Raw genomic sequence first — 26,220 nt, 5'->3', positions numbered from 1 at the left:
GAAGATCCCTGTGGGAGCGGGCTTGCTCGCGAATAGGGAGGGTCAGTCGATATGGTTGTTGTCTGACACGCCGCATTCGCGAGCAAGCCCGCTCCCACAGGTTTTGTGCAATCCATTACAACCGGTCCAGCACCTCCCCGCTACGCTTGAACCAGCCAATCAAATAATCCGCCAGCACCTGCGTACGCTTGGGCAAACCACCCTGATACGGATGCACCAGGTACATCGGCATGCTGCGGGTCTGATAGTCGCGTAGCAGCCATCGCAAACGCCCGTCCGCCAGCTCCGCTGGCAAACAGTAGGAGGGCAGGCGCGCAATACCGGCGCCAACCAGTGCGGCTTCCTTCAACAGGTTGTAGTGGTTGCTGGCGAACGGCCCCGACACCCGCACCCGCAACAACTCATGCTGCTGGTGATACAGCCATTCTTCGCGGCCGCTGTAATGACTGTTGAGCAGGCAGCGATGTTCGGCCAGCGCCTGGGGTGTTTGCGGTTCACCGTAATGTTCCAGATAGGCCGGGCTGGCACAGGTCAGTTCCTGCCACGCCAGCAACGGGCGCGCGACCAGTCTCTGGTCAAGAGCCACGTCAGAGCGAATCGCCAGGTCGAATCCGTCCCGGGACAATTCGCGGTAGCTGTTGTTGAGCTCCAGCTCGATCTGCACCTGGGGATACTGGGTCGAGAACTCCAGCAACAGACCATCGAAGAAGGTTTCCCCGAGCGACACCGGCACCGTCATCCGCACCGGTCCGGCCATGTCGTCCTTCAGTCGCGCCAGGGCCTGGCGTGCCCGCTCGACTTGCACCACCAGCGCCTGGGCCTGGGGCAACAACGCAGCGCCAGCGGCGGTCAGGCTCAAGCGGCGAGTGGTACGTTGCAACAGCACCACGGAAAACTGCGCTTCCAGCTGGCTGATGCGCTTGGACAGCTGGCCTTTGCTGCAACCGAGCTGCTGTGCCGCCAGGGTGAAACTTCCCGCTTCGATCAATACGGCGAACGCGGCCAGGTCATCCATCTCGCTCATGGATTGTTTCCATTTGAAAACCAAAGGTTGCCTATTAGCTCGCTTATCTACGAAAAAAACCACCCTAAACTGATACCTCGTTCAACCCATACGAGGATCAGCCCCATGAAAATTCTTTTGATCGGCGCAAACGGCACCATCGGCTCGGCAGTCGACAAGGAACTGTCGCAACGCCACGAAATCATCCGGATTGGCCGCAACAGCGGCGATTTTCAGGTGGACATCAGTGACAGCGCCTCGATTCGCAAATTGTTCGAGCAGACCGGCAAGTTTGATGCGCTGATCTGCGCCGCCGGCAACGTGACCTTCGCACCGCTCAACGAGATGACCGAAGAAAGCTTTGCCCTGGGCCTGAAAGACAAGCTCATGGGCCAGGTCAATTTGCTGTTGATCGGGCGCGACTTCGCCAATGACAGTGCGTCGTTCACCTTCACTACCGGCGTACTCAGCCACGACCCGATTCGCAGTGGCGCCTCGGCGGCGCTGGTCAACGGTGCACTGGACAGCTTCGTTCGCGCCGCCGCCATCGAACTGCCGCGGGGCCTGCGGGTGAACTCGATCAGCCCCAACGTCCTCGTCGAAGCCATGGGCAAATACGCACCGTACTTCCGTGGCTTCAAGCCGGTGCCTGCACTAGATGTGGCCTTGGCCTACGCCAAAAGCGTAGAAGGCCTGCAAACGGGTCAGACCTTTCACGTAGGCTGAGTCGGTTCAAGCTCAATCAACCAACGTGGGCAATAGGTCTTTGGCGATGGCTTTCGGGATGGACACCTGGAACTGCGAGCCCAAGGCCGATTGCACCGTCGCCGTAGAAATCTTCCAGCCATTGATCGACAGCGTCAATTTCTGGCCTATCGACTCACGGGTAATGCGATGCATACGCTCAGCTGCCTCAGGACTGAGCGTGACATTCATCTCCAGCACCGAATGAAGTCTGTCGTGGTCCTTCAACAGCAACTCCATCCGGGTGAAGTCGGTTGCCGAAGACAAATTGATCTCGGCAGCGTGACTGCCCGTGGCTCCCGTCATCACCAGCAGAAACAACCCGATCTTCCAGCCCATTGCCTGTTTCATATCCGCTTCCTGCAAAAAAACGGCAGCTTACCTTTGGCATCCTGACACTCGGCATCGGAATAATTCACAAGATGTTGCCGCAAATCGCCCTTCCCTGTGCCAGAGCCCCACTCCAGCCTTGTGATGAACGGTCAGCCTGAGTAACGTGGCAGCACTTGTCAGGAGACCCCAAGATGCGTGTTGCCCGTTCCTTAGTCCTCGTTGCCCTGCTTCCGCTGTTCGCCGCTTGCCAGTTGTTCGAGGGTGAGCGGCAGAACGCCTCCCATGTCGGCCAGACACGCATGCAAGGCCAGTTGATTGCGTCGGACGGCAAACTGCTGTTCCAGCCGTGCAACCAGTCTGCGCGCTACGTGGTCAACGACACCGGCGGTACCAGCGTCCTGCAGCAGGCCGTCAGCCTGGCGGACAAGCAGGGCAAGCTGTTTGCCGACGTGCGCGGGCGGGTTGTGGCCGGCAGCAGTGGTGACGGCCAACTCGATCTGGAGCAGTTGTACCGCGTCGAGCGCTCGAGCAACGCGTGCGACGATCCGAATTTCAAGCTGCTGATCCTGCGTGCCGCCGGCCACAGCCCGGAATGGAGCGTGAAAGTCAGCGGCAAAGGCATGGTCATCGACCGGGCCGGCCAGCCACCCTTGGCCCTGCCTTACGTCGAAGAGCAACTGGGCGATGGCCGTTTCAACCTCAGCACCGAAGCCAACAACCAGCACATCGAACTGTGGGTTGCACCGCAACGCTGCGTCGACAGCAGCACCGCCAGCATCCAGCACATGAGCGCCGAGCTGCGCATCGACGGTCAGGTACAGCGCGGCTGCGGGTATTTCGGCGGATCGCGCGACGACTGATCGTTTAAGCCTCACGGGCCTGCGCCTTTGCGGCTTATAATCGCGGGTTTCAAACGCCCTGGCGCAGTTGTGCGCCCCGCGAACCGGATCCCGCCATGTTACGAATCACCGAACTCAAGTTGCCGATCGACCATCCCGATGAAGACCTGCGCCCTGCCATCGTGCAGCGCCTGGGGATCGCCAGCGATGACCTGCTCGATTTCACCTTGTTCAAGCGCAGCTACGATGCGCGTAAAAAGTCCTCCGAGCTGTGCTTCATCTACACCATCGACCTTGAAGTTCGCGACGAGGCGGCGGTGCTGCACAGGTTCGCCGATGACCGTAACGTCAACGTGGCGCCGGATGTCAGCTATAAAATGGTTGGCCAGGCACCGGCCGACCTGAGCGCACGTCCGATTGTCGTCGGCTTCGGTCCGTGCGGGATTTTCGCCGGGCTGCTGCTGGCGCAAATGGGCTTCAAGCCGATCATCCTCGAACGCGGCACCGAAGTCCGCCAGCGCACCAAGGACACCTGGGGCCTGTGGCGCAAAAGCGTGCTCAACCCGGAATCCAACGTGCAATTCGGCGAAGGCGGCGCGGGGACATTCTCCGACGGCAAGCTCTACAGCCAGATCAAGGATCCGAAGTTCCTCGGTCGCAAGGTCCTGCACGAGTTCGTCAAGGCCGGCGCACCGGAAGAAATCCTCTACGTCAGCAAGCCGCACATTGGTACGTTCCGTCTGACCGGCGTGGTGGAAAACATGCGTGAGCAGATTCGCGCCCTGGGCGGCGAAGTACGCTTCCAGCAGCGTGTCACCGACGTGCTGATCGAAGACGGCCAACTGGTCGGCGTCGAACTCAATGGCGGTGAACAGATCCATTCGAAGCATGTGATCCTGGCCCTCGGCCACAGTGCCCGCGATACCTTCCGCATGCTCCACGGCCGTGGCGTGTTCATGGAGGCCAAGCCTTTCTCGGTGGGTTTCCGCATCGAGCATCCGCAGTCGCTGATTGACCGCGCGCGGCTGGGCAAGTACGCCGGGCACCCGAAACTCGGCGCCGCCGACTACAAACTGGTGCACCACGCCAAGAACGGCCGTTCGGTCTACAGCTTCTGCATGTGCCCGGGCGGCACCGTGGTGGCGGCGACGTCCGAGCCGAACCGCGTGGTCACCAATGGCATGAGCCAGTACTCGCGTAACGAGCGCAATGCCAACTCCGGAATCGTTGTCGGCATCACGCCGGAAGTCGATTATCCGGGCGGCCCGCTGGCCGGTATCGAACTGCAGGAACGCCTGGAATCCCACGCCTTTGTGCTGGGCGGCAGCAACTACGAAGCCCCGGCGCAACTGGTCGGCGATTTCATCGCGGGCAAGCCGTCCACCGAACTGGGCAGTGTTGAGCCGTCCTACAAGCCAGGCGTTGCCCTGGGTGATCTGGCGCTGGCACTGCCGGCGTTCGCCATCGAAGCGATTCGCGAAGCCTTGCCGGCGTTCGAGAAGCAGATTCGTGGTTACTCGCTGCACGACGCGGTGTTGACCGGCATCGAGACCCGCACCTCCTCGCCGCTGCGTATTACCCGCAATGAGTCGATGCAGAGCCTGAACGTGAAAGGCTTGTTCCCGGCCGGTGAAGGTGCCGGTTATGCGGGCGGGATTCTGTCGGCGGGTGTGGACGGGATTCGGATTGCAGAAGCAGTGGCCCGGGATATCCTCGGTCTCGACGCCTGATACCAGCCTGATGTGGGAGCGGGCTTGCTCGCGAAGGCGGTTTCCCATCCAACATATGTGTTGGCTGATCCACCGCTTTCGCGAGCAAGCCCGCTCCCACGTTTGATCTTCTGTGTGTCAGATATTGGCGCGCAGAACCGAGTCCGGCAGCGGCTCACCCCGCTCCACCGTCGCCGCGACCGCAGCCATCAAACCACTCAACTCATACCCTTGGGCCTTGAGCCACTGCGGATCGTAATAGGTCGTGGCGTAGCGTTCGCCGCTGTCACACAGAATCGCCACCATCGACCCCGTCTCCCCTGCCGCTTTCATGTGCTGAGCGGCCATCAGGGCGCCGATCAGGTTGGTCCCGCTCGACCCGCCCACATGGCGTCCCAGGCGTTCCGCCAGGTAGTGCATGGCCGCCAGTGACAGGGCATCCGGCACCTTGACCATGGCGTCGATCACCTTGGGCAGAAACGACGCCTCCACACGCGGCCGGCCAATGCCCTCGATGCGCGAACCGTGGTCCAGTCGCAGGCTGGCATCGCCAGTCTGGTAGTAATCGAAGAACACCGAACGCTCGGCATCGGCACACAGCACGCGAGTGCAATGCTGGCGATAACGCACGTATCGGCCCAGTGTGGCCGTGGTGCCTCCGGTACCGGGGCTGGAAATCAGCCAGCTCGGCTCGGGATGCAGCTCGAATCGCATCTGCTGAAAAATCGACTCGGCAATATTGTTGTTCGCTCGCCAGTCGGTGGCGCGCTCAGCGTAGGTGAACTGATCGATGAAGTGCCCGTCGTGCTCACGAGCCAGACGCTCGGACTCGGCGTAGATCTGGGTCGGGTCGTCGACCAGATGACTTTGGCCACCGTAGAAGGCGATCTGCGCGATCTTTTCCTTTGAGGTTGTCGCCGGCATCACCGCAATGAACGGCAAGCCCAGCATGCGTGCAAAGTACGCTTCGGAAATCGCCGTGGAACCGCTGGAAGCCTCAATGACCGGTGCACCGGGTTTGAGCCAGCCGTTACACAGCGCATACAGGAACAGCGAACGAGCCAGGCGGTGCTTGAGGCTGCCCGTGGGATGGCTGGACTCATCCTTGAAATACAACTCGATGCCCGGAAAACCCGGGAGCGGCAAGGGGATCAAGTGGGTGTCGGCGCTGCGCTGATAATCAGCTTCGATGATCCGGATCGCCTCGCGGGACCACTGTCGGTTGTCGCTCATGATGGTTTTCTCGTTGAATCGGCAGGAGTTGGCCTTTGTACGAGGCCCATCCAACCAGCTTAGGAAAAATCCTGCATCCGGCACAGGTACAGCTGAGATCCAATACGTCCGGCAACTGCTAGGCTCAGCTCGGTGGCGACGGATCGCCCTGTAACGGGATATAACAAAAAAGAATATAACTTTTGTTTTAACAACTAACGGTACTTGTTAGGGTGTAACACCTTTTGAATTCACAGATGGAGAGCGACCTTGCCTCTGCGTAGCACTTTCACGCGTTTCTTTCAGTTGGAAGCTGCCAGCGGTCTGTTACTGATCGCCGCTGCCGTTCTGGCTCTGATCATCAACAACTCACCGCTATCGTGGCTGTACAACGGCCTGCTGGACACTCCGGTGGTGGCCCAGGTCGGCGCACTGAAAATCGCCAAGCCGTTGCTGCTATGGATCAACGACGGCCTGATGGCGCTGTTCTTCCTGCTGATCGGCCTGGAAGTGAAGCGCGAAGTCCTCGACGGCCAGTTGTCCAAACCGTCGCAAATCGTCCTGCCTGGCGCGGCGGCCATTGGCGGCATGGTGGTGCCGGCGCTGATCTACTGGTACCTCAACCGCGACACGCCACCGGCCCTCAACGGCTGGGCGATCCCGACCGCGACCGACATTGCCTTCGCCCTTGGCGTGCTGGCGTTGCTTGGCAAACGGGTTCCGGTTTCGCTGAAACTGTTCCTGATGACCCTGGCGATCATCGACGACCTCGGCGCGATCATCATCATTGCGATCTTCTATTCCGGTGCCCTGTCGACCCTGTCCCTGGCGCTGGCCACCGCCTGTATTGCTGCGCTGATCGGGATGAACCGGCTTGGCGTAGTCAAGCTCGGGCCGTACATGATCATTGGTCTGATTCTCTGGGTCTGCGTGCTAAAGAGCGGTGTCCACGCCACGCTGGCCGGCGTAACCCTGGCTTTCTGCATTCCACTGCGCACAAAAAATGCCGAACCTTCGCCACTGCTGGCCCTGGAACACGCCCTGCATCCGTGGGTCGCCTACGGCATCCTGCCGCTGTTCGCCTTCGCCAACGCCGGCCTGTCCCTGAGCGGCGTCACCGTCGAAAGTTTCACTCATCACGTTCCCATGGGTATCGCCATCGGGCTGTTGCTGGGCAAGACTGTGGGTGTCTTCGGCCTGACCTGGCTGGCCGTGAAAACCGGTATCGCCGCCCTGCCCCAAGGCGCCAATTGGGGGCAGATACTGGGCGTGGCGATTCTCTGCGGCATTGGTTTCACCATGAGTCTGTTCGTCGGTTCACTGGCCTTCGAGCCGGGCGTGAGTGATTTCGCCGGGATGGACCGCATGGGAATCCTGACCGGTTCGATTCTGGCCGCGCTGATCGGTTATGGGGTGACCGCGATGGCGAGTCGCAAGAGCTCCGGTCTGGCCTCCTGATAAACCGCGAAAACAAAAAACCCGATCAGTCACCTGATCGGGTTTTTGTTTATCCAGTGTTTGCGCTTAGTGCGAAACGCGGCTGGTGCCATTCACACTGGCGATGCGAACACGCTCGCCAACACGGAACACTTCGTTCGGCTGAACTTCCTGAACGTAGGCGCGCATGCTGCCATCGTCTTCGCGCACGGTGATTTCCACGCCCTGGGTGCGGGTCATACCCTCTTCTGCGGCCGAACCGATCAGGCCGCCAGCGACTGCACCGATGACCGCAGCAACGATACTGCCTTTGCCGCCACCGATGGCGCTGCCGCCAACGCCGCCAACCACTGCGCCTGCAGCGCCGCCGATCGGGGTTTTGGTGCCTTCGATTTTCACCGGACGCAATGCTTCGATGGTACCCATGCGAACGGTCTGCACCCGACGCGCCTCGTCACGGGAGTAGGAGTCACCGGTCAGGCTCGATTGGCAACCAGTGAGCAACATCGCCATCGTGGAAAAGGAAGCAACCAGCAGAACAGACTTACGCATAGCATCAACTCCAAAGAAACAGATGTTCATTAAACTCCGCAGCTTGACGCTTGTCACGGCACCGCCCGGGTAAAATTGCTTTGATTCAGGCTCCGTTAAGGTGCCTTCACGAACTCGCACAGTAGCGGCAAAATCGGAAACTGCCCCACCGGCCAAGGACTTTCATGGACTACTTTATCATTTTCGTTACTACCGTCGCTGGACTGTACTTCCACGGGTGGCTGTACGTGCGGATAAAGCGCTGGATGGACCGCGACCTGGCGCTAGCGCTGGCGGGCAAGGATGAGCAGAAAAAAGCCTTCATGCTCGAACAATTGGCGAGTGCGCAGGCGCAGAAGATCAAGCGTCGAGACCTGCCGAAGTGGCTGGAGGCCGCTGCGGCAGACTATCCCGATCGGTAGACTGCTCAGGGTGCCAGACGTTCAAGAATCCAGTCGGCGCCCTGCTGGCGGTAATTGAGGCGGTCGTGCAGGCGACTCGGGCGGCCCTGCCAGAACTCGATGCGCTCCGGCAACAGGCGATAACCGCCCCAGTGTTCCGGGCAATGCGGCTGGGAGTCGCTGAAACGTTGCTCGGTGTCCTTGAGCAGCGCTTCGAGCTCGCCACGATCGGCGATCACGCGGCTTTGCGGCGATGCCCAGGCTCCCAGGCGACTGCCCAGAGGACGGACCTGATAATAGGCATCGGACTCCTCAGGCGTCACCTTCACCACCCGCCCTTCAATGCGCACCTGACGCTCCAGCGCCGGCCAGAAAAACGTCATGGCCGCGAACGGATTCGCGGCCAGATGCTGGCCCTTGGCGCTTTCGTAGTTGGTGAAGAAGGTGAAACCCAGTTCGTCCAGGCCCTTGAGCAACAGAATGCGACAGTGCGGTCGACCGTCCTGGTCGACGGTGGCCAGGGTCATGGCGTTGGCCTCCACCGGTGCCTGTTCGGTTTTCACCGCGTCGGCGAACCAATGGTGGAACAACGCAAACGGCTCGGCCGGGGCTTGCGCCTCGGTCAGGCCATCACGGGTGTAGTCACGACGCATATCAGCCAGGCCCTGGGTCATGGCGCATTCCTTTTGGTTAACGGATCACTGCTTTGCAGTATCAGTGGCGGCGACTTTCTTGTCAGCCGTGGAGGCTTTGGCTGGCGTGGTTTTCTTCGCCGGCGTTGCGGTTTTCGCAGGTGCTTTCTTGGCCGCCGCTTTTTTCGCCGGGGCTTTTTTCGTCGCTGGAACAGCAGCCTTCTTAGTCGCCGGGGCCGGTGTCACAGGCTTGGCGACCGGCTTGACGTCAGCGGCTGCAACCATGCTCACAGGGGCTGGGGCCGGCATGTTGTACTTGCTCAGCAGCGCGACCATGGTGTTTTGCGGGGTCACCAGCAGTTCCACACGGCGGTTCAACGCACGACCTTGCGCACTGTCGTTGGCGGCACGCGGCGCATCACCGCCCAGGCCACGCAGCATCAGGCGATCACGCTGCAAACCACTGAGACGGAAAATCGCCGCAACGGACTGGGCACGCTCCTGGCTCAGCTTGACGTTGGCAGGCGCCGCGCCCGACGTATCGCTGTGGCCGAGGACCAAGACAGCGGTCTTTGGATCGGCTTCAAGGATCTTGGCAACGCGGGTAAACGGACCGAGCGTGACCGGCAGCAGCATGGCCGGGCGGTCAGGGTTGAACGAGCCCTCGACCGGCGCCGTCACCACCAGCACGTTTTCGCGGCGCTCGAGTTGCAGGTTGCTGTCCTTGACCGCCTCGCGCAGACGCGGTTCGTAGTCGTCAAGCCAGGCCTGGGTGACTTTCGGGTCAGGCATCGGCACGGCCTTCGAGGCGCTCTGCTCGTTACCGCCGAACGGCCACCACCACTTGCTGCCGCTCTCGGTTTCGGCCTTGGCATTGACCTTGGCCACCGCCACGGGTTTGACTTCAGGTTTCACCTCCGGCTTGACCACAGGCTTGCCGGCGCTTTCGTCGGAACCGAACGGCCAGTACCAGTGGCTGCCGCTTTCAGTCTTGGCGACAGGTGCCGTCGCGTCTTTCTGTGGAGTCTGTGCGCAACCGGTAATGGCGAAGCACAGGGCCAAGGCGAGGGTTTTATTGGATGACATTGGATATCCACAAGAATGAAGTCAAAAAAATCAGGCCACGTCGGCCCGCACAAACTGATGTTTTGAAACTGAAAAGGCTATCGGGTTCCAGCCCTGATGACCGATAGCCGCCTTTACAGACAAGTGGCCAGAACCCGCACCAGCTTTTGCGCGCGCGGGTCCATCAAGACGTAGGGACCCAGGGTATTTGTCACAAATCCGAAGGCTACATCGTGCTCCGGGTCGGCAAAGCCGATGGAGCCGCCGGCACCCGGATGACCAAACGCCCGCGGGCCAAGGCCGAAGGTGGCATTGGCAACGTCCGGTTGATCGAGCATGCAACCCAGGCCGAAACGGGTCCGGGTCAGTAAAGTCTTGTCCTCGCCGAGGCTGTGCTCACGAGTCAACTCATCTAGCATTTCGCTTTCCAGCAGGCTGCCGTCGAGCAGACCAGCGTAGAAACCGGCCAGGCTTCGGGCATTGCCATGGCCATTGGCGGCCGGCTGCTGCATGCGTCGCCACTCGGGCTTGTTGGTGCTGGTCATGATCGACGGCGGGTTGGTGAACGCCCGGGTCGTCATGGCCGCTGGCTCACGCATGGTCACTTGCAGCAGGCGCTGGGCGGCGGCATCGCCGACATTGCCCTTGCCCCGCGCAATGTGGGCCACGCGATAGAACTCTTCGTCGGCCAGCCCCACATGGAAGTCCAGGCCCAACGGTTTGGCGACCCGCGCGACAATGGATTCCCCCGGCCCACGACCGTCGGCACGGCGCAGCAACTCGCCGATCAGCCAGCCATAAGTGATCGCTGCATACCCATGGCCTTCGCCCGGCGTCCACCACGGCGTTTCGGCGGCCAGGGCGTCGACCATGGTTTGCCAGTCGTAGAGGGCTTCGGGGGCCAGCAACTCGCGCAATGCCGGAAGGCCGGCTTGATGGCAAAGCAGTTGACGCAAGGTGACGGACGCTTTGCCGGCAGCGGCAAATTCTGGCCAGTAGCGCGCCACTGGCACATCCAGTTGCAGCTTGCCTTCGGCGACCAGTTGCAGCGCGGTGACGGCGGTAAAGGTCTTGGTGCAGGAGAACAGGTTGGCGATGGTGTCGCTGTGCCAGGCCTCGGCCCCATCCTTGTCCGCAGTGCCGGCCCACAGATCGAGGACGGTTTCGCCCCCAATCTGAATGCACAACGCTGCGCCACGCTCCTGGGGATCGTCGAACAGCGCCGCGAAAGCCTCTCGCACCGCTTCGAACTTAAGCTCGTAATGACCCTGAATCTGCACCCGCAACTCCCCGGATTAACGCTCTACAAAGTGGCGGGCATTGTTCCAGCCCTTGAGGGTTTTGGGAACAGGGTTGGGCCGGGCGGTCGCTTTGACATCAACTTGAAATGCAGTGGTGATGCTAATGACGCCTTCGCGAGCAGGCTCGCTCCCACAGGAGAATGCATTCCAAAGTGGGAGCGAGCCTGCTCGCGAAGAGCGATGACGCGGTTTCAGCGATTAATGGCCATTGCCAGAATGCCCACCCGCGCCCTTCCCCGGCCCCTTGCCGGCCTCGGCCTTGCGACCACCCTCGGCGTCGTGGCTGGCTTTGTCGGCGTCAACTGCAGCCTTCCCGACCTCTTTGCCCAATTGTTCAACCGTCGCCAGGTTGCTCTTGCGCACACTGTCGACAAAGCCCTGGAACGGCAGATCCGTGATGCCCACCAACCCGAAGTGACCGTTTTCACCGTCAAGCAGGCGCCCGGTGACCGGTTGATCGAGGTACTGGAACCAATGCACACCGACAATCGACGGCTCGCTCATTGCCTGCTTGAGGAAGTTGGCATACGCCGCACCACGGTCCTCCTCTTTCGCCAACGGCGTGACGCCGCCCCAGAACGGCCCACGATCAGCCGAACCGAAATTGAACTCGCTGATCAGCACCGGTTTGTCGAGACTGCGCAGTTTGGCGAAGTCGTAACCGTCCTGGGGTTGCAGGGTGTACATGTTGAAGCTCAGCACGTCGCAATACTGGGCGCAGGACTCCACGGCTTCCGGCGTGCTGATGGCGAAACGGCCACCGAGCAGCAGCTGGTTTGGCGCGTGCCACTTGAGAGAGTCGGAGATGGTCTTGAAGTAAGTGTCGGCGAAGACCTTCTGGAAGTATTTGAAGTCGGCTTCGATTTCCGGGTGCTCGGCGCTCGGCAGCGGTGGCACGAACCCTGGATCTTCCATCAACTCCCAGGCGGGCAGATCAATGCCCCAGGCTTTCGACAGGCCCGCCTGATTGCGGTACTTGTCCCGCAGTTGCTTGAGGAATGCACGTTTGGCCGGCACGTCGGTGGTCATTTTCAAGGTGCCGTAGGCCAGGGCATAACGGGCTTTCGGATCATCCCCGGGACCGGCCCAGGCCAGTTCGTTGTCGGCGTAGTAACCGATCAGCCACGGATCATCACGGTGATCGCGGGCGGCAATCGCCACTGCACGCTCGGTGGCCATGGCAAAACGCGGGTCGAACGGATCGGGCATGCCGCCCCACCAGTCGGTACCGGTGCTGATGCTGGCGTAGTCACCGACGATCGACAGCGGCAAGGTATATGGCACGCGATCGGCGTTGCCCAGTACCGGGGCGCTCCAGTTGCCGATGGTGTTGAAGCCCCAGGCCTGCAGGCGATCAAGGGTGTGACTGGCCCAGCGCTGCTCGTCGAACAACGCTTTGCACGGTTCGATAGATGTTGGCTCTGCCGCTGTTGCCAGCGTCGCTTCAGTCTTGGCGGCTTCGGCGACGCCGGACTCGGCGGTTGCAGGAGCGACGGGTTGCTCCGCAGCCTTGGTCGCTGTCGCTTCAACCGCATCCGCCTTGGCCGCTGCGGCGACGCCCGCTTTGGTTTCGCTGCCCAACGCGCAAGGATCACCATACAGACGTTGCAGATTGGCACCGTAGAAGTCGTACCAGCGCCCGGCATTGTAGCCGCGCCCTTGATCGGCACCATTGCCGCCGCGGTTGTCGCCTTCGCCGTAGTGGCTGACCAGCGCCTCGTCAGCCTTGGGCAGGGACTCGAACATCCACTCGCGACCGGCCACATAGGTCTGATTGACATCCGGGGCCAGGGTATTGACCCCAAGGGAGTAGAACGGATGGCCTTCAGGCGTCACCAGATACCATCGACCGTTGCGCTTTTCGGTGCGGAAAAAGCCGCTGGCCTTGAACGACGGGCCTTTGGTCAATCCGCCAAATTTGTCCAGCGAAGACTTCTGACGCTCAGCGAGCCAGGTTTTCAGTTGTTGCTGTTCCTTGGCGGCGGCGCTTTTCATCTGCTCGTCGCTGCTGACTTTTTCCGGCCATTTGGCCCGGGTCGACTGGCCATACGCATCCACCAACCCGCCATACACGACTTGGCTGACCGACTCGCCGTCCTGCACACCAAAGCGCTCCAACAGGATGCTTTGCGCGGCTTTGGGCTGGTCCATCGACAACGTCACGGACACCACCTGGCTGCGATCCAGCTCACCGGTGCTGCTGGCCAGCAACACACGCTGGCCCTCAACGGTCATCGGCATCGGCGGGCCGGCCTTCATGCCCTGGCTCAGGGGTGATGTCGCTTGCAGCGGCACCAACAGGGTTTGCGCAGGCCCGGCTGGCAAATCGACGCGACTGACCAGGGTCTTGCCGTCGTTGCTCTGGATGGTCACGTACAGGGTCAAGGCCCAGTTCATCGCGCTCTGGATCCGCAGGCTCATGACGCCTGACTGCGACCAGTCCCAGGCACCGGTTTGCGGGGTCAGGCGCAACGTCGGCCGGGCGACCGGGTTGAAGGTCACCCGGCGCAACACTTCGCCTTCAGGGGTTTGCTCGGCGTTGGATTGCGGCAGGCTGGCGTCCTGTGTCGCCACCTGGACCACGTCGGCGGGGCGCACAAAGTTGAACAGCGTCTGCTGGCTGGCGGGGGCGGCCAACAGCGGTGTTGCGAACAACAGGGCAAATACGGCAGGCAACGAACGGCAAATCATGAGAACGAAATTCTCCCTAACGACCTCAATGGGCCAGTGAAAAAGCGGTGGCAGAGAGATAGACAACGCGGTGGGCAAAACTGCCCACCGGTGCTTCAGGAAATTTCTCGACGGAACGGCGGCAACGCGTTGAGGATGGCTTTGCCATAGCGCTGGGTCACCAGGCGCCGGTCGAGCAAGGTGATGGTGCCGCGGTCTTCTTCGGTGCGCAGCAAGCGACCGCAGGCCTGGACCAGTTTCAGCGAAGCGTCCGGTACGGAGATTTCCATGAACGGATTGCCGCCCCGTGCTTCGATCCATTCCGACAGCGCCGCCTCAACGGGATCATCGGGTACCGAGAATGGAATCTTGGCAATGACCACGTGCTCGCAATAGGCACCAGGCAAGTCGACCCCTTCGGCGAAGCTCGCCAGGCCGAACAGCACGCTGGAATCCCCGCCATCGACCCGCGCCTTGTGCTTGTTCAGGGTTTCCTGCTTCGACAGGTTGCCCTGAATGAACACTTGCTTGCGCCAGTCGCGGTCCAGGCCATCGAACACGTCCTGCATCTGTTTACGCGAGGAAAACAGCACCAGCGTGCCCCGCGAGCCCTCGACCAGTTCCGGCAGATCACGAATGATCGCGGCGGTATGTGCCGCGGCATCACGGGGATCGGCGTTCAGGTTCGGCACCCGCAGCACACCGGCGTCGGCATGATGGAAGGGGCTTGGCACCACCGCCGTCACGGCTTTTTTCGGCAGGCCGGCGCGCATGCGGAAGCGGTCGAAGGTACCGAGGGCGGTCAAGGTCGCCGACGTCACCAGGCAGCCATACGCCACGTTCCACAGATTACGGCGAAGCATTTCCGCCGCGAGAATGGGACTGGCGTTGACCTCAATGTCGAACAGCGATCCGCTTTCGGCCAGGGTCAGCCAGCGGGCCATGGGCGGGTTGTCTTCCGGGTCTTCGACGGTGAAGGCGGTCCACAGCTCCCAGTTGCCGGAAGAGCGCGACAGCAGGCTGCCGAACAGCGGGTACCACTCTTCAGCCTGGTTGCTGGCGATGCCAATGTTGACCTCGCCGTCCATGCCTTCCTTGAGCAGGTCGGTCAGGCGGGTGAACACGTCGGTCAGCCGTGCGAAGCCTTTCTTCAGTTCGATGCCCATTTCACGCATGTGCTCGGGAATCACCCCGCCGACGAATCGGTGACGCGGGCGCTCGCGGCCTTCGACGTCTTCGCCGGGTTTGAAATCGGCAATCTGCTCGCACGCGGTGAACATGAACTGCTGCTGGGTCTTGATCTCCCGCGCCAGCTCCGGCACCTGCTCGATCAACTTGCCCAGGTCGCCCGGCAACGGGTGCTGGGCCAGCAATTTGGTGAGGTTCTTGGCGGTGGTTTCCAGCCAGTCGGCGGTGGAGCGCAGGCGCGTGTAATGGGCGAAGTGGCCGATGGCCTTGTCCGGCAGGTGATGGCCTTCGTCGAACACGTAGATGGTGTCGCGCGGGTCCGGCAGTACGGCGCCGCCGCCCAGGGCCAGGTCGGCCAGGACCATGTCGTGGTTGGTGACGATCACGTCGACCTTGCCCATGCCTTCGCGGGCCTTGTAGAAAGCGCACTGGCCGAAGTTCGGGCAATGACGGTTGGTGCACTGGCTGTGATCGGTGGTCAGGCGCGCCCAGTCGGCGTCTTCCAGGGCAGTGGACCAACTGTCGCGGTCGCCGTCCCACTTATTGCCGGCGAGCTTCTCGATCATGCTGGTGAACAGCTTCTGGCTGGCCTCGTCGACCTCGATCTTGAAGCCTTCTTCTTCGAACAGTTGCGCAGTGGCAGTCTGCGCGTGGCCTTCCTGGAGCAACATGTCGAGTTTGGACAGGCACATGTAGCGCCCGCGCCCCTTGGCCAGGGCGAAGCTGAAATTCAACCCGCTGTTGCGCATCAGGTCGGGCAAGTCCTTGTAGACGATCTGCTCCTGCAGGGCCACGGTGGCCGTGGCGATCACCAGGCGCTTGCCGGCGGCCTTGGCCGTGGGGATCGCCGCCAGGCTGTAGGCCACGGTCTTGCCGGTACCGGTGCCGGCTTCCACCGCGACAATCGCGGGGTCGCCACTGCGCCGGCCTTCGTCGTCGGTGTCGATGTCACCCAGGACCTTGGCGATTTCGGCGATCATCAGGCGTTGGCCGTAGCGCGGCTTGAGGCTCTTGGCTTCGAGAAAACGCGAGTAGGCGCCCTGGATCGTGGTTTTGAGTTCGGTGCTGATCATGGATTGTCGGGCGCAAAAAACGCTGGATAAATTTTCAGTGGTTCGGATCGACGGCTATCATACCCCGCTAATGAATCCTGCGCAGAACGGAGTATCCGAATGACACCTTTTAGCCTCATATATAGCCTGCATGTACTGGCGGCCCTGGTCTGGGTCGGCGGCATGTTTTTCGCCTGGATGGTCCTGCGCCCCGCCGCGATCACGGCACTTGAAGGCCCTGCCCGGCTGAAGTTGTGGGTAGAAGTGTTTCAAGGTTTTTTCCGCTGGGTCTGGGTGGCGGTGGTGCTGTTGCCGGTCAGCGGCGTGGGCATGCTGCATATGCACTTCAACGGCTTTGAAGCCGCACCGCGCTATGTGCAAGTGATGATGGGCCTGTATGTGGTGATGACCGCGCTGTTTATCCGCATTCAGGCGCTGATGCTGCCGGAGCTGCGCACCGCCGTGGCCGAACAGGATTGGCCGGCGGGTGCTGGCGTGCTGGGGCGGATTCGCCGGTTGGTGGGGATCAATCTGTTGGTGGGGTTGGCTGTGGTGGCGATTGCGGCGGCTCGGCCGATGTTGTGAAGTACCTGTGGCCGGAGATGCTGTTGTGGCGAGGGGCTTGTCGGATCGCCGCACCGCCCCGTTCGGCTGCGAAGCAGTCGTAAAACCAGAAACCGCTAACTTTCAGCAGTATTGCGATTGCCGGAATTGGGGCCGCTTCGCGGCCCAACGGGGGCAAGCCCCCTCGCCACAGGCAAGCCCCCTCGCCACGGGTTCTTGGCGTCTCTTATAACCGCTGCACAGTCACCGAACCCGCCGCACCTTCAGACCCCGGCTGCCCGTCGGCGCCAGGTTTGCCGCTCTTGCCGCCATCGGCCTTGTAGACCAGGCAGCCCTTGGCCTTGCCGCCAGCCCCCGGTTTGCCGCCCGGGCCGGCCAGGCCACCGGCACCGCCAGCCACCTGCACCTTGATCCGGTCTGCCGGAAAGTCGTGGGGCACTGCCAGCCTGACCAACGCACCCGGCGCGCCTGGTTGACCATTGCTGCCATCACTGCCATCGGCACCGCGACCGGCCTGGCCCCAGGTGCAGCCAGGGTCCTGACCGTTGGCGCCATCCAGGCCGACAAATCCCGGTGCGCCTGCGCCGCCTCGTGCGTCCACCAACAATTGCGGTGCATTCAGTGTCCTGATCTGCAAATCAAGATTGCGCCCGGAGCGGGCGGCTTTCTGATAGGTCCCGGGCGCGCCACGCGCGGTGATCTGGCTGCCTTCGGACAAATCAGCGCGACGGACCTTCAGCGCCAGCGCCTGCTCTCCCGGCACAATGGCGATGCGCGCTTCACGTCCAAGATGCAACTCACCCACGGTAACTTCGGTGACGTTCGAAGGAATCAGCAAGGTGCCGTAATCGGCCACTTCCAGGCGTTCCAGTTGCAGGGTGCTGGCGGTGTTGGGCAAGCGCATCAGCGAGTTGGGTTCGACACTCACCACCTGTGCGCTGGCCAATGGACTGATGAGTGCAGCGAGCAGACAGAGTTTACGCATGGGAAGCCTTCGAAGCGCCGGGGGCTGGAATGGTTTGCAGGTGGAATACACCGAAAATGACGATCTTCAGGCGGTCAAGCCAGGGATGGGCGCGACCTCGCAGGCTGCGATAGCACAACAGTGCTTCCAGAAGATGGATGAACCCCAACAGGCCGCCGGCCAGATTGACCAACAGGTGCAGCGGAAAGACAAATGGCGTGAGCTGATTGACCAGCACCACCAACCAGAACAGCAGGGTCAACAACCGCCCCAGCCCCCATAAGACTTTCATACGCTCCCCCGATGAGAATTATTGTTTGGGCGCACAGTAACGGCTTCCGCGCGGGATAAGCCAGAGGGCAACGGAAAAATCTTCATGAAGGCGCCGAACGGCCGTCGCAGCGCTGACAACTATCGCTCGACGGCTCTATCTCTTGGCTCAGCGGTTTATATGCAGTTCCACGCGACGGTTTTTCGCACGACCTTCGTCCGTTTCATTGTCGGCAATCGGCTGACTTTCACCCTTGCCTTCGCTGGTGACTTTGTTCGGCGCCACACCCTGGCTGATCAAGTATTCCGCCACGCTGCTGGCGCGTCGCTCCGACAAGGCCTGGTTATAGGCATCCGACCCCACGCTGTCGGTATGGCCGACCACCTTGATGCTGACCACATCGGCATCCTCGAACTGGCTCATCATCGCATCCAGTTCACTCTTGGCCGTCGGGGTCAAGTCGGATTGATTGAAGACAAACATCACATCGCTCAGCGTAATGACTTGGGTTTGCGCAGGCTCGGTCTGGACGCGGTCAGGGTACAGCGGCACCGGGCAACCGCGATGGTCGACCAGGGTATTGGCAGGAGTATCAGCGCAACGGTCACGCCGGTCGAAAACGCCGTCGCCATCTTCGTCGCCATCCTGGGCATAGCAAATCAAGCCGCCGGACAAGATACCCAGCGCTGCACCACCCGCGGCCCAGGCGCCACTCTCGATTGCGCCCAGACCACCGCCGACCAGGCCGCCGATGAGGCTGCAGATTGGCCAGGTGCGTTGATTGAGGGGGGCAGTGCCATCGCTGTGGGTCGCGCAGCCGGTCAAGAGGCTGCCAAGTAGCAGAACCGGCAAGACGGTCCTTGTGAGAACGATCATATTGAAAGCTCCTGTGTCACCGGCCCATACCGGTTACACAGGAGTAAAGACCCGCATCCGCGACTGCACAAGGCGCGGATGCGAGGGGCGTTTAACGCTGGATTTTGATTTCCGTACGACGGTTCTGTGCACGACCGTCAGCGGTTTTGTTGTCCGCTACCGGCTGGCTTTCACCGGCACCGACCACCGACACGAAGTTGCTGCGAGGTACGCCTTGATCGATGAGGTATTCAACCACCGAGTGGGCGCGTTTATCCGACAGTTTCTGGTTGTAGGCGTCGCTGCCCACGCTGTCGGTATGACCGGTTACGGTCAGTTGAGCAGTCGGGGCTTCGGCTTTCAGGCGAGTGGCAATCTTGTCGAGGACCTGTTTATCGGACGAGGTAAGCGTGGCTTTATCAAACTGGAAGTGAACATCGCGGATGACGATGGTTTCTTCCTTGACCACAACCACTTCTTCAACCACAGGCGCTGGTGGTGGGCAACCGTTGGCATCGACCTGAACGCCTTTAGGCGTGCCCGGGCACTTGTCGCGACTATCCGGCACACCGTCGCCGTCTTCATCGCCATCACCGTGCACCCAGCAATAAGCCGCTGCCGTACCGCCGACGAGCAGAGCACCATACCCTGCCCATGCCGAGCTTTCGGTCGCACCGAGGCCCGCGCCCACGACACCACCAACCGCCGCACAGGTCGGCCAGTCGGTTTTCTGCAAACCTGCGCAACCAGTCAACACACTGGTTAGCAGAACCAAGGGTAATGCTGTCCGAACTATGCTCATCTAGTTTTCTCCTGAAGGATCGGCTTAGAACCGATTCAGGTAGTAAAGACCCGAGTATTAAACTCCGCCAGCAATAGGCCATGCTGTTTATTCAGGCATTAACGGCAGCTTGGCGCATTTGTCGCCAAGCCGCTCTAGGCCCGAACGTCCGGGCAGGCTAGTCTTGGCAGATCTGATTGAGGATCTTCGATGATTGCAGGTATTTCTTCACGCACGCCGCAGCAGGCACTGGCCGCGTTACTTGACCGATATGCCCCCGCGCGCCTGTTGTTGATCGGCGCCAGCGAATTCCCGGCACTGGAAGCATTCAAACTCGCGCACCCGGACAGCTGCGTGGCTTTCGCGGCCCCTGGCCCATTGCCCGACGAATTGGCGGCCCGCCGATTCGACCTGGCCCTGGTGGTCGATTGCCTGGAGCACTTGCCCAAGCGCGACGGCCTCAACCTGTTGGGCGGCATCCGCAACCTCAACGCCAGCCGCATCGCCGTGCTGGCGGACCTGCCGGCTTGTGGCTGGCAGGAAACGGACTTTTTCTCCCTGGCCCTGCAAGCCAGCGAACGCTTTCAACGGGACGAACAGGTCTTGACCCTGTTTACCTACGATCTGCTTGAATACAAACAAGTCCCCGACTGGCTCAACTCGCGCTTCTGGGCCAATCCGGAAAACTTCGGGAAATACTGGTGGTAATGCAATGAGTACATCCATTTGCCCTTGCGGCAGCGGCACCCTGCTTGATGCCTGCTGCGGTCACTACCATGCCGGACACCCGGCGCCGTGCGCCGAAGCCTTGATGCGCTCGCGCTACAGCGCCTACGTGCTGGGGCTGGTCGACTATCTGGTGGCCACCACCCTGCCCGCCCAACAGGCCGGCCTGGACCGTCAATCGATCAGCGACTGGAGCGCGCAAAGCACGTGGCTGGGCCTTGAGGTGGAAAGCTCCGAAGTGCTGGGTGGCCAGCCTGAACACGCTTTCGTGACCTTCACCGCGCGGTGGCACGACAGCAGTGGCGAGCACAGCCATCGAGAGCGCTCATCGTTCGTACAGAACACCGGGCGCTGGTATTTCATCGACCCGACCGTGCCACTCAAACTCGGGCGCAATGACCCCTGCCCGTGTGCCAGTGGACAGAAGTTCAAGAAATGTTGTGCGGGTTACTTCAGCAGCTAGTCCATGGAATGACTGCCCACCACGCAGGAGCTGTCGAAGGCTGCGATCCTTTGGGTCTAGACTGGGACTCAAGGGAGAAACTCCACGATGATCATCCGCCGCTGCGCACGCTGTCTGCTCACCCTGTTCCTGACACTGGGACTTGGCGGCTGTGCGTCGTGGTTCGACGACGACTTGCCGGACCCCGAGGTCCATCTGGTGAAGGTCGAAGTGGTCAGCGCCAAACTGCTGGAGCAGAAACTCCTCCTGCATTTTCGCATCGACAACCCCAACGACAGTGACCTGACGGTGCGCAGTCTGGAGTACCGCGTTCACCTGGGTGACATACTGCTGGCCGACGGCGAGTACGAACACTGGTTCACCATCAGCCCCAGGCACAGTGCCTACTTCAAGGTGCCGATCCGCACAAACCTGTGGTCCAAGGTCCGGGATCTGGCCAAACTGCTGAAAAAATCCGACCAACCCATCCCCTATCGTCTGGAAGGTGAACTGGAAACCGGTATATTCATCGCCCACTACGTGCACCTGGCGCGCAATGGCGTGATAATCGCCGCCGATTTAATTCCGGAGCAACACCGATGACCCAGCAACCCCATGTCCACGGCCCTGACTGCAACCACGATCATGACCATCACCACCATGATCACGACCACGGCCATGTCCACGGTCCAAACTGCGGCCACGCCCACCAGGAACCGGTGCGCAATGCCCTGAAAGACGTCGGCCGCAACGATCCGTGCCCATGCGGCAACGGCAAAAAATTCAAGAAGTGCCACGGCGCTTGATGCTTCGGGCGAAGACTTGCTTCGCCTGTTGAATCGTCTTCGCGAGCAGACCTGTGCTGTGAATGCAGTTCCCTTGTGGGAGCGGGCTTGCTCGCGAAAGCGGTGTGTCAGGCAAAAACGATGTTGAAGCTGAGGCCCTCTTCGCGAGCAAGCCCGCTCCCACATTAGTTGTCAGTCATCCATCAGAAGGGTGGCAGCGCTGACCACCGTCGCATACTCGCCGTGCAGATTCCCCAGCGACATCGCATGCACCTCTTCGGCGCTATGGGCATGGCCGAAAAAATCAGCCTTGTCGAAGGTAAAGCACGCATCCTCGGCCACCCAGGTATCAAACCCCAGGTTGCCTGCGGTGCGCGCCGTAGACTCCACCGAGTTGTGGGTCGCGACACCCACAATGATCAACTGCCCGATCCCGGCCTCGCGCAACTGCGTCTCCAGCCCCGTCGAACAAAACGCATCCGGCACCTGCTTCTGGATCAAGCGTTCACCGGCCATTGGCGCGAACCGCTCCTGAAACTCCACGCCCGACTGCTGCGGCCAGAACACCGAGTCCTCCGAGCGGGACAGGTGCTGCACATGGATCACCGGCCGAGCGGTGCGTCGCCAAAGACCGAGCAATTCCAGCATGCGCTCTTCGGCCTGAGGATTATTCCTGCGGCCAAGCCTGGGGTGAAGAATGCCTTTTTGTTGATCGATGATGATCAGGGCCGCGTTTGCCTTGAGCTCCATGCCGGTTTTTTTCCTGGGTTGTTGACCGTGTCGCACTTCAACATCACCGGTTACGGCTGGCAAGCCACTGTTGAGAATCAAAAGATCGCAGCCTTCGGCAGCTCCTACCGGGATACGCCGATCTTTGACAAATCCCGAAATAACCTTGTACCCCGCTTGCGCGGCCACCTCCCGCTCACTAACGTAGCGCCTTTATTGCGCCCCACCGCCTCTACCCCCCGCAGGAGCTTTGCCATGGCCTCGCCAGCCCTTACTCATTTTCTACCCCGGTTCGGCGTTGCCGCAGCAGTGGCGGGCGTCTTGAGCCTGACCGGTTGTCAGAGCTTCAACGCCCAGGACACCCTCCCGCCGACCTCCGGCGTGCAACCGCTCAAGGGCCTGGCGCAGAACGTTTCGGTGCGTCGCAATGCCATGGGCATGCCGCTGATCGAAAGCAACAGCTTCCACGACGCGCTGTTCACCCTCGGTTACGTGCATGCCAGCGACCGCATCACGCAGATGGTCACCCTGCGCCTGCTGGCCCAGGGCCGATTGGCCGAGATGCATGGCGCGGACCTGCTGGATGCCGACCGTTACATGCGGGCGGTCAACCTGAAGAAAAGTGCCGGCGAGTTGTACAAGGCCTCTTCGCCGCGCCTCAAGCGTTTCTTCGAAGTCTACGCGCGGGGTGTCAACGCCTACCTGTTCCGCTACCGCGACAAACTGCCGGCGGACCTCGCGGCCACCGGCTACCGGCCTGAATACTGGCAGCCGGAAGATTCGGCGCTGATTTTCTGCCTGTTGAACTTCAGCCAGTCGACCAACCTGCCGGAAGAGATTTCCTCGCTGGTACTGGCCCAGACCGTCACCACCGACAAACTGGCGTGGCTGACGCCGTCCGCCCCCGATGAAAAACTGCCGGTCGCCGAGAGCGAAAAACTCCAGGGCCTCAAGCTCAACGGGCAAGTACCGGGCCTGGCCGAACTCAGCAAAGCCACGGGACAACTGTCGGACCTGAACCTGCTGGGCGCCACCTCGTCGAACAACTGGGCCATCGCCGCGCAACGCAGCCGCAGCGGCAAGAGCCTGCTGGCCAGTGACAGTCACGGCCCGCTGGGCGTGCCTTCATTGTTCAGTTACGTGCAGATTCGCGCACCGAAGTATCAGGCGTCCGGCGTGACCATCGCGGGCCTGCCGATGGTGCTCGGTGGTTTCAACGGTAAAGTGGCGTGGAGCATGGCGTCCGTGATGGGCGACAACCAGGACCTGTTCCTGGAGAAGATCAAGCGCCAGGGCAACGGGCTTGCCTACGAAAACGCCGGGAAGTGGCAGCCGGCGATCGTGCGCAACGAAACCTATTTCGTCAAAGGCCAGCGGCCGATTCGCGAAGCGGTGTACGAAACCCGCCATGGCCCGCTGCTCAACAGCGCCCAGGGCACCATGCTGGCCAATGGTTTCGGCCTGGCCTTGCAGATGCCGAACTTCACCGACGACAAGACCCTGGACGCGTTCTTCGACCTGTCCCGCGCCCAGAGCGCCGAGAGAGCATCGGATGCCAGCCGCGAAATCCGCGCCATCGCACTGAACCTGGTGTTTGCCGACGCCAGCCACATCGGCTGGCAGGTCACCGGCCGCTACCCGAACCGCCGCGAAGGCGAAGGCCTGCTGCCCTCACCGGGTTGGGAAGGTCGATATGACTGGGACGGTTATGCCGACCCGATGCTGCACCCGTACGACCAGGACCCGGCCCAAGGCTGGCTCGGCACCGCCAATCAGCGGGTCATCCCCCATGGCTACGGCATGCAGCTGTCCAATTCCTGGGCCGCTCCGGAGCGCGGCGAGCGTCTGGCCGAACTGGCCGGCGCAGGCAAACACGACAGCCGCAGCCTGATCGCCATGCAGTACGACCAGACCACGACCTTCGCGGCCAAGCTGAAGAAAATGTTCGAAACGCCAGGCATGGCCCAGCCACTCAAACAAGCCATGGACGCCTTGCCGACGGCCGATCGCGCCAAGGCACACGAAGCCTACAGCCGCTTGATGGCGTTCGATGGCAAGCTCAGCCCGACTTCCACCGATGCGGCCATCTACGAACTGTTCCTTCAGGAAAGCACCCGGCAGATCTTCCTCGACGAACTGGGCCCGGAAAGCAGCCCGGCGTGGAGGGCCTTTGTCGCCGATGGCAAGTTGTCCTACGCGGCCCAGGCCGATCACTTGCTCGGGCGTGAGGACAGCCCGTTCTGGGATGACGTGCGCACCGCGCAGAAAGAAGACAAACCGGCCATCCTCGCGCGCAGCCTCGCTGCAGCGATCAGCGCCGGCGACAGCCAGTTGGGCGGCGATCACAAAGCCTGGCAGTGGGGCAAACTGCACCGCTATGAATGGAAGAACGGCAGCGGCCAGACGGTACGCGGTCCGCTGCCGGCCGGTGGCGATCACACCACACTCAACACCGCCGCGTTCGCCTGGGGCCAGGACTTCAACACCACGCTGGCGCCCGCCATGCGCTTTATCGTCGACTTCGGCCAGTCTGAACCGCTGATGGCGCAGAACGGCACCGGTCAGTCCGGCAACCCGGCCAGTGCAAACTACCTCAACAGCATCGAACCCTGGCTCAAGGGCCAGTACATGAGCCTGCCGATGCAGCCGCAGAACTTCGACAACGCCTATGGCAAGAATCGTCTGACACTGACACCCGGCAAGTAACACTGATCGCTGTGAGCGAGCTTACTCCGGGCGGCGTTCCTACGAAGGCGATTGAACATTCAACACTTGTTTTGAATGTTCAATCGACTTCGCGAGCAAGCCCGCTCCCACACTGGTTTTCATCCGCTCATAAAGCCCGATAGAACTTCTCGCCCCGCGCCAACCTCAGAGCTAACAAGTCACCGAGTCGACCTTTGGCCTGCCGATCTGCCGCTGGCAACCCCAGATGCAGGTGTTTGCAAATCTGCTCAGCTACCCCCTCTATTCATCCTCAAATATTTTTCTTTTTGAGTCGAACTGGTGCGGCCATTTCCCTGCGCCCGTTTTCGTGCATAAATCTGTCTCCGGTTATTTCCAGACACCTTTTAAAACGCTTGTTCGGCACTCTGGTTCGGAAATTGCTACTTTCAACAGGTCTTACGCTTTCCAGTAACAACAATTCTGCGCCACGAGCGCTCATATTGGTTTTAGGGATTGAATAATGAAAAAAGCATTGATGACCCTTTCTGCACTGGCATTGTGCATGGCTGCTGGCTCCGCCATGGCGAAAGAATACAAAGAACTGCGTTTCGGCGTTGACCCTTCCTACGCACCGTTTGAGTCGAAAGCGGCCGATGGCAGCCTGGTAGGCTTCGACATCGATCTGGGGAACGCGATCTGCGCCGAACTGAAGGTCAAGTGCAAGTGGGTCGAAAGTGACTTCGATGGCATGATCCCTGGCCTCAAAGCCAACAAATTCGACGGCGTGATCTCGTCGATGACCGTTACCGAAGCCCGTGAAAAAGTCATCGACTTCTCCAGCGAGCTGTTCTCCGGCCCAACCGCCTATGTGTTCAAGAAAGGCTCCGGCCTGACCGAGGACATCGCTTCGCTGAAGGGCAAAACCGTAGGCTACGAGCAAGGCACCATCCAGGAAGCCTACGCCAAAGCCGTTCTCGACAAGGCCGGCGTAAAAACCCAGGCCTATCAGAATCAGGATCAGGTGTATTCCGACCTGACTTCCGGCCGTCTCGACGCAGCGATCCAGGACATGCTGCAAGCCGAACTGGGCTTCTTGAAGTCACCAAAAGGTGAAGGCTACGAAGTCAGCAAGCCTGTCGACAGCGAACTGCTGCCAGCCAAAACCGCGATCGGCATTAAGAAAGGTAACACCGAGCTGAAAGCACTTTTGGATAAAGGTATCAAAGCGTTACACGATGATGGCACCTACGCCACCATTCAGAAGAAACACTTTGGCGATCTGAATCTGTACAGCGGCAAATAATGCCCGGCGCCCATCT

General features: G+C 61.0%; 26 protein-coding genes. 12 read left to right on the top strand and 14 right to left on the bottom strand.

Features of this window, described 5'->3' with window-relative positions:
- Nucleotides 1–115 precede the first annotated feature (115 nt).
- Nucleotides 116–1,024: a LysR family transcriptional regulator gene (locus tag AC3WN7_RS15660; protein WP_102674186.1), complete on the bottom strand. Its 909-nt coding sequence runs from the start codon at nt 1,022–1,024 to the stop codon at nt 116–118.
- A 105-nt stretch (nt 1,025–1,129) separates the two neighbouring features.
- Between AC3WN7_RS15660 and AC3WN7_RS15655 the strand changes: the two genes are divergently transcribed.
- Nucleotides 1,130–1,729: a short chain dehydrogenase gene (locus tag AC3WN7_RS15655; RefSeq protein ID WP_095965094.1), complete on the top strand. Its 600-nt coding sequence runs from the start codon at nt 1,130–1,132 to the stop codon at nt 1,727–1,729.
- Between the two features lie 12 nt (nt 1,730–1,741).
- On the opposite strand, the gene AC3WN7_RS15650 is transcribed toward AC3WN7_RS15655, so the two are convergent.
- Nucleotides 1,742–2,098, bottom strand: a complete 357-nt coding sequence (locus AC3WN7_RS15650; RefSeq protein WP_095965093.1) for a SecDF P1 head subdomain-containing protein — start codon at nt 2,096–2,098, stop codon at nt 1,742–1,744.
- A 173-nt stretch (nt 2,099–2,271) separates the two neighbouring features.
- Here AC3WN7_RS15650 and AC3WN7_RS15645 point away from each other — a divergent pair, with 173 nt between their 5' ends.
- Together AC3WN7_RS15645 and AC3WN7_RS15640 are read left to right on the top strand one after the other, a co-directional pair.
- Nucleotides 2,272–2,940, top strand: a complete 669-nt coding sequence (locus AC3WN7_RS15645) for a COG3650 family protein (RefSeq protein ID WP_102674185.1) — start codon at nt 2,272–2,274, stop codon at nt 2,938–2,940.
- Between the two features lie 95 nt (nt 2,941–3,035).
- Complete coding sequence (locus AC3WN7_RS15640) at nt 3,036–4,649, top strand: NAD(P)/FAD-dependent oxidoreductase (RefSeq protein WP_095965091.1); 1,614 nt, start codon at nt 3,036–3,038, stop codon at nt 4,647–4,649.
- A 117-nt stretch (nt 4,650–4,766) separates the two neighbouring features.
- On the opposite strand, the gene AC3WN7_RS15635 is transcribed toward AC3WN7_RS15640, so the two are convergent.
- Complete coding sequence (locus AC3WN7_RS15635) at nt 4,767–5,864, bottom strand: PLP-dependent cysteine synthase family protein (protein WP_173862080.1); 1,098 nt, start codon at nt 5,862–5,864, stop codon at nt 4,767–4,769.
- A gap of 246 nt (nt 5,865–6,110) precedes the next feature.
- On the opposite strand from AC3WN7_RS15635, the gene nhaA reads away from it, so the two are divergent.
- On the top strand, nt 6,111–7,298 hold the full coding sequence (gene nhaA, locus AC3WN7_RS15630) for a Na+/H+ antiporter NhaA (protein WP_102674183.1): 1,188 nt from the start codon (nt 6,111–6,113) through the stop codon (nt 7,296–7,298).
- Nucleotides 7,299–7,364: 66 nt separating this feature from the next.
- Here the strand turns inward: nhaA and AC3WN7_RS15625 are convergent, their stop codons facing one another.
- Nucleotides 7,365–7,829 (bottom strand): outer membrane lipoprotein, encoded by a 465-nt coding sequence (locus AC3WN7_RS15625; RefSeq protein ID WP_007971612.1) that lies wholly within the window; start codon nt 7,827–7,829, stop codon nt 7,365–7,367.
- Nucleotides 7,830–7,993: 164 nt separating this feature from the next.
- Between AC3WN7_RS15625 and AC3WN7_RS15620 the strand changes: the two genes are divergently transcribed.
- Nucleotides 7,994–8,230 (top strand): hypothetical protein, encoded by a 237-nt coding sequence (locus tag AC3WN7_RS15620; protein ID WP_102674182.1) that lies wholly within the window; start codon nt 7,994–7,996, stop codon nt 8,228–8,230.
- A gap of 5 nt (nt 8,231–8,235) precedes the next feature.
- Here the strand turns inward: AC3WN7_RS15620 and pdxH are convergent, their stop codons facing one another.
- From pdxH to dinG, 5 genes are all read right to left on the bottom strand, one after another.
- Nucleotides 8,236–8,883, bottom strand: a complete 648-nt coding sequence (gene pdxH, locus AC3WN7_RS15615; RefSeq protein ID WP_095965087.1) for a pyridoxamine 5'-phosphate oxidase — start codon at nt 8,881–8,883, stop codon at nt 8,236–8,238.
- A 24-nt stretch (nt 8,884–8,907) separates the two neighbouring features.
- The gene (locus AC3WN7_RS15610) at nt 8,908–9,927 is read right to left on the bottom strand and encodes an OmpA family protein (RefSeq protein WP_102674181.1); all 1,020 of its coding nucleotides are present in this window, start codon (nt 9,925–9,927) and stop codon (nt 8,908–8,910) included.
- 113 nt (nt 9,928–10,040) lie between these two features.
- Nucleotides 10,041–11,186 (bottom strand): serine hydrolase domain-containing protein, encoded by a 1,146-nt coding sequence (locus AC3WN7_RS15605; RefSeq protein WP_095965085.1) that lies wholly within the window; start codon nt 11,184–11,186, stop codon nt 10,041–10,043.
- A gap of 219 nt (nt 11,187–11,405) precedes the next feature.
- Nucleotides 11,406–13,898 (bottom strand): beta-galactosidase, encoded by a 2,493-nt coding sequence (locus AC3WN7_RS15600; protein WP_102674180.1) that lies wholly within the window; start codon nt 13,896–13,898, stop codon nt 11,406–11,408.
- 95 nt (nt 13,899–13,993) lie between these two features.
- Nucleotides 13,994–16,138 (bottom strand): ATP-dependent DNA helicase DinG, encoded by a 2,145-nt coding sequence (dinG, locus tag AC3WN7_RS15595; RefSeq protein ID WP_095965083.1) that lies wholly within the window; start codon nt 16,136–16,138, stop codon nt 13,994–13,996.
- Nucleotides 16,139–16,237: 99 nt separating this feature from the next.
- Here dinG and AC3WN7_RS15590 point away from each other — a divergent pair, with 99 nt between their 5' ends.
- On the top strand, nt 16,238–16,702 hold the full coding sequence (locus tag AC3WN7_RS15590; protein ID WP_102674179.1) for a CopD family protein: 465 nt from the start codon (nt 16,238–16,240) through the stop codon (nt 16,700–16,702).
- A 205-nt stretch (nt 16,703–16,907) separates the two neighbouring features.
- On the opposite strand, the gene AC3WN7_RS15585 is transcribed toward AC3WN7_RS15590, so the two are convergent.
- The 4 genes from AC3WN7_RS15585 to AC3WN7_RS15570 all read right to left on the bottom strand — a co-directional run bounded on the left by AC3WN7_RS15585 (nt 16,908) and on the right by AC3WN7_RS15570 (nt 19,573).
- Nucleotides 16,908–17,666: a hypothetical protein gene (locus AC3WN7_RS15585; protein ID WP_102674177.1), complete on the bottom strand. Its 759-nt coding sequence runs from the start codon at nt 17,664–17,666 to the stop codon at nt 16,908–16,910.
- Nucleotides 17,659–17,937: a DUF1145 domain-containing protein gene (locus tag AC3WN7_RS15580; protein WP_015093819.1), complete on the bottom strand. Its 279-nt coding sequence runs from the start codon at nt 17,935–17,937 to the stop codon at nt 17,659–17,661. The genes AC3WN7_RS15585 and AC3WN7_RS15580 overlap by 8 nt, the downstream gene beginning before the upstream one ends.
- 147 nt (nt 17,938–18,084) lie before the next feature.
- Nucleotides 18,085–18,792: a PA1041 family peptidoglycan-binding anchor lipoprotein gene (locus AC3WN7_RS15575; protein WP_095965079.1), complete on the bottom strand. Its 708-nt coding sequence runs from the start codon at nt 18,790–18,792 to the stop codon at nt 18,085–18,087.
- Nucleotides 18,793–18,883: 91 nt separating this feature from the next.
- Complete coding sequence (locus AC3WN7_RS15570; RefSeq protein ID WP_095965078.1) at nt 18,884–19,573, bottom strand: PA1041 family peptidoglycan-binding anchor lipoprotein; 690 nt, start codon at nt 19,571–19,573, stop codon at nt 18,884–18,886.
- A 189-nt stretch (nt 19,574–19,762) separates the two neighbouring features.
- Here AC3WN7_RS15570 and AC3WN7_RS15565 point away from each other — a divergent pair, with 189 nt between their 5' ends.
- The 4 genes from AC3WN7_RS15565 (at nt 19,763) to AC3WN7_RS15550 (ending at nt 21,526) form a co-directional block, all read left to right on the top strand.
- A complete protein-coding gene (locus tag AC3WN7_RS15565; protein WP_007971634.1) occupies nt 19,763–20,260 on the top strand; it encodes a DUF6231 family protein in 498 nt (165 codons plus the stop codon).
- A gap of 4 nt (nt 20,261–20,264) precedes the next feature.
- Nucleotides 20,265–20,741: a YchJ family protein gene (locus AC3WN7_RS15560; protein ID WP_015093816.1), complete on the top strand. Its 477-nt coding sequence runs from the start codon at nt 20,265–20,267 to the stop codon at nt 20,739–20,741.
- Nucleotides 20,742–20,828: 87 nt separating this feature from the next.
- On the top strand, nt 20,829–21,323 hold the full coding sequence (locus AC3WN7_RS15555) for an LEA/WHy family protein (protein WP_095965077.1): 495 nt from the start codon (nt 20,829–20,831) through the stop codon (nt 21,321–21,323).
- On the top strand, nt 21,320–21,526 hold the full coding sequence (locus tag AC3WN7_RS15550) for an SEC-C metal-binding domain-containing protein (protein WP_007955014.1): 207 nt from the start codon (nt 21,320–21,322) through the stop codon (nt 21,524–21,526). Before AC3WN7_RS15555 ends, AC3WN7_RS15550 begins: the two co-directional genes overlap by 4 nt.
- Before the next feature lie 171 nt (nt 21,527–21,697).
- Here AC3WN7_RS15550 and AC3WN7_RS15545 read toward each other — a convergent pair whose 3' ends face one another.
- The gene (locus AC3WN7_RS15545; protein ID WP_102674175.1) at nt 21,698–22,255 is read right to left on the bottom strand and encodes a cysteine hydrolase family protein; all 558 of its coding nucleotides are present in this window, start codon (nt 22,253–22,255) and stop codon (nt 21,698–21,700) included.
- A gap of 234 nt (nt 22,256–22,489) precedes the next feature.
- On the opposite strand from AC3WN7_RS15545, the gene AC3WN7_RS15540 reads away from it, so the two are divergent.
- Complete coding sequence (locus AC3WN7_RS15540) at nt 22,490–24,940, top strand: penicillin acylase family protein (protein ID WP_102674174.1); 2,451 nt, start codon at nt 22,490–22,492, stop codon at nt 24,938–24,940.
- Between the two features lie 481 nt (nt 24,941–25,421).
- A complete protein-coding gene (locus AC3WN7_RS15535) occupies nt 25,422–26,204 on the top strand; it encodes a transporter substrate-binding domain-containing protein (RefSeq protein WP_095965074.1) in 783 nt (260 codons plus the stop codon).
- Nucleotides 26,205–26,220 lie beyond the last annotated feature (16 nt).

This window comes from Pseudomonas sp. FW305-70 (assembly GCF_058783925.1).
The sequence above is the reverse complement of the archived record's forward strand: the minus strand, read 5'-3'. Positions and strand labels throughout refer to the sequence as shown.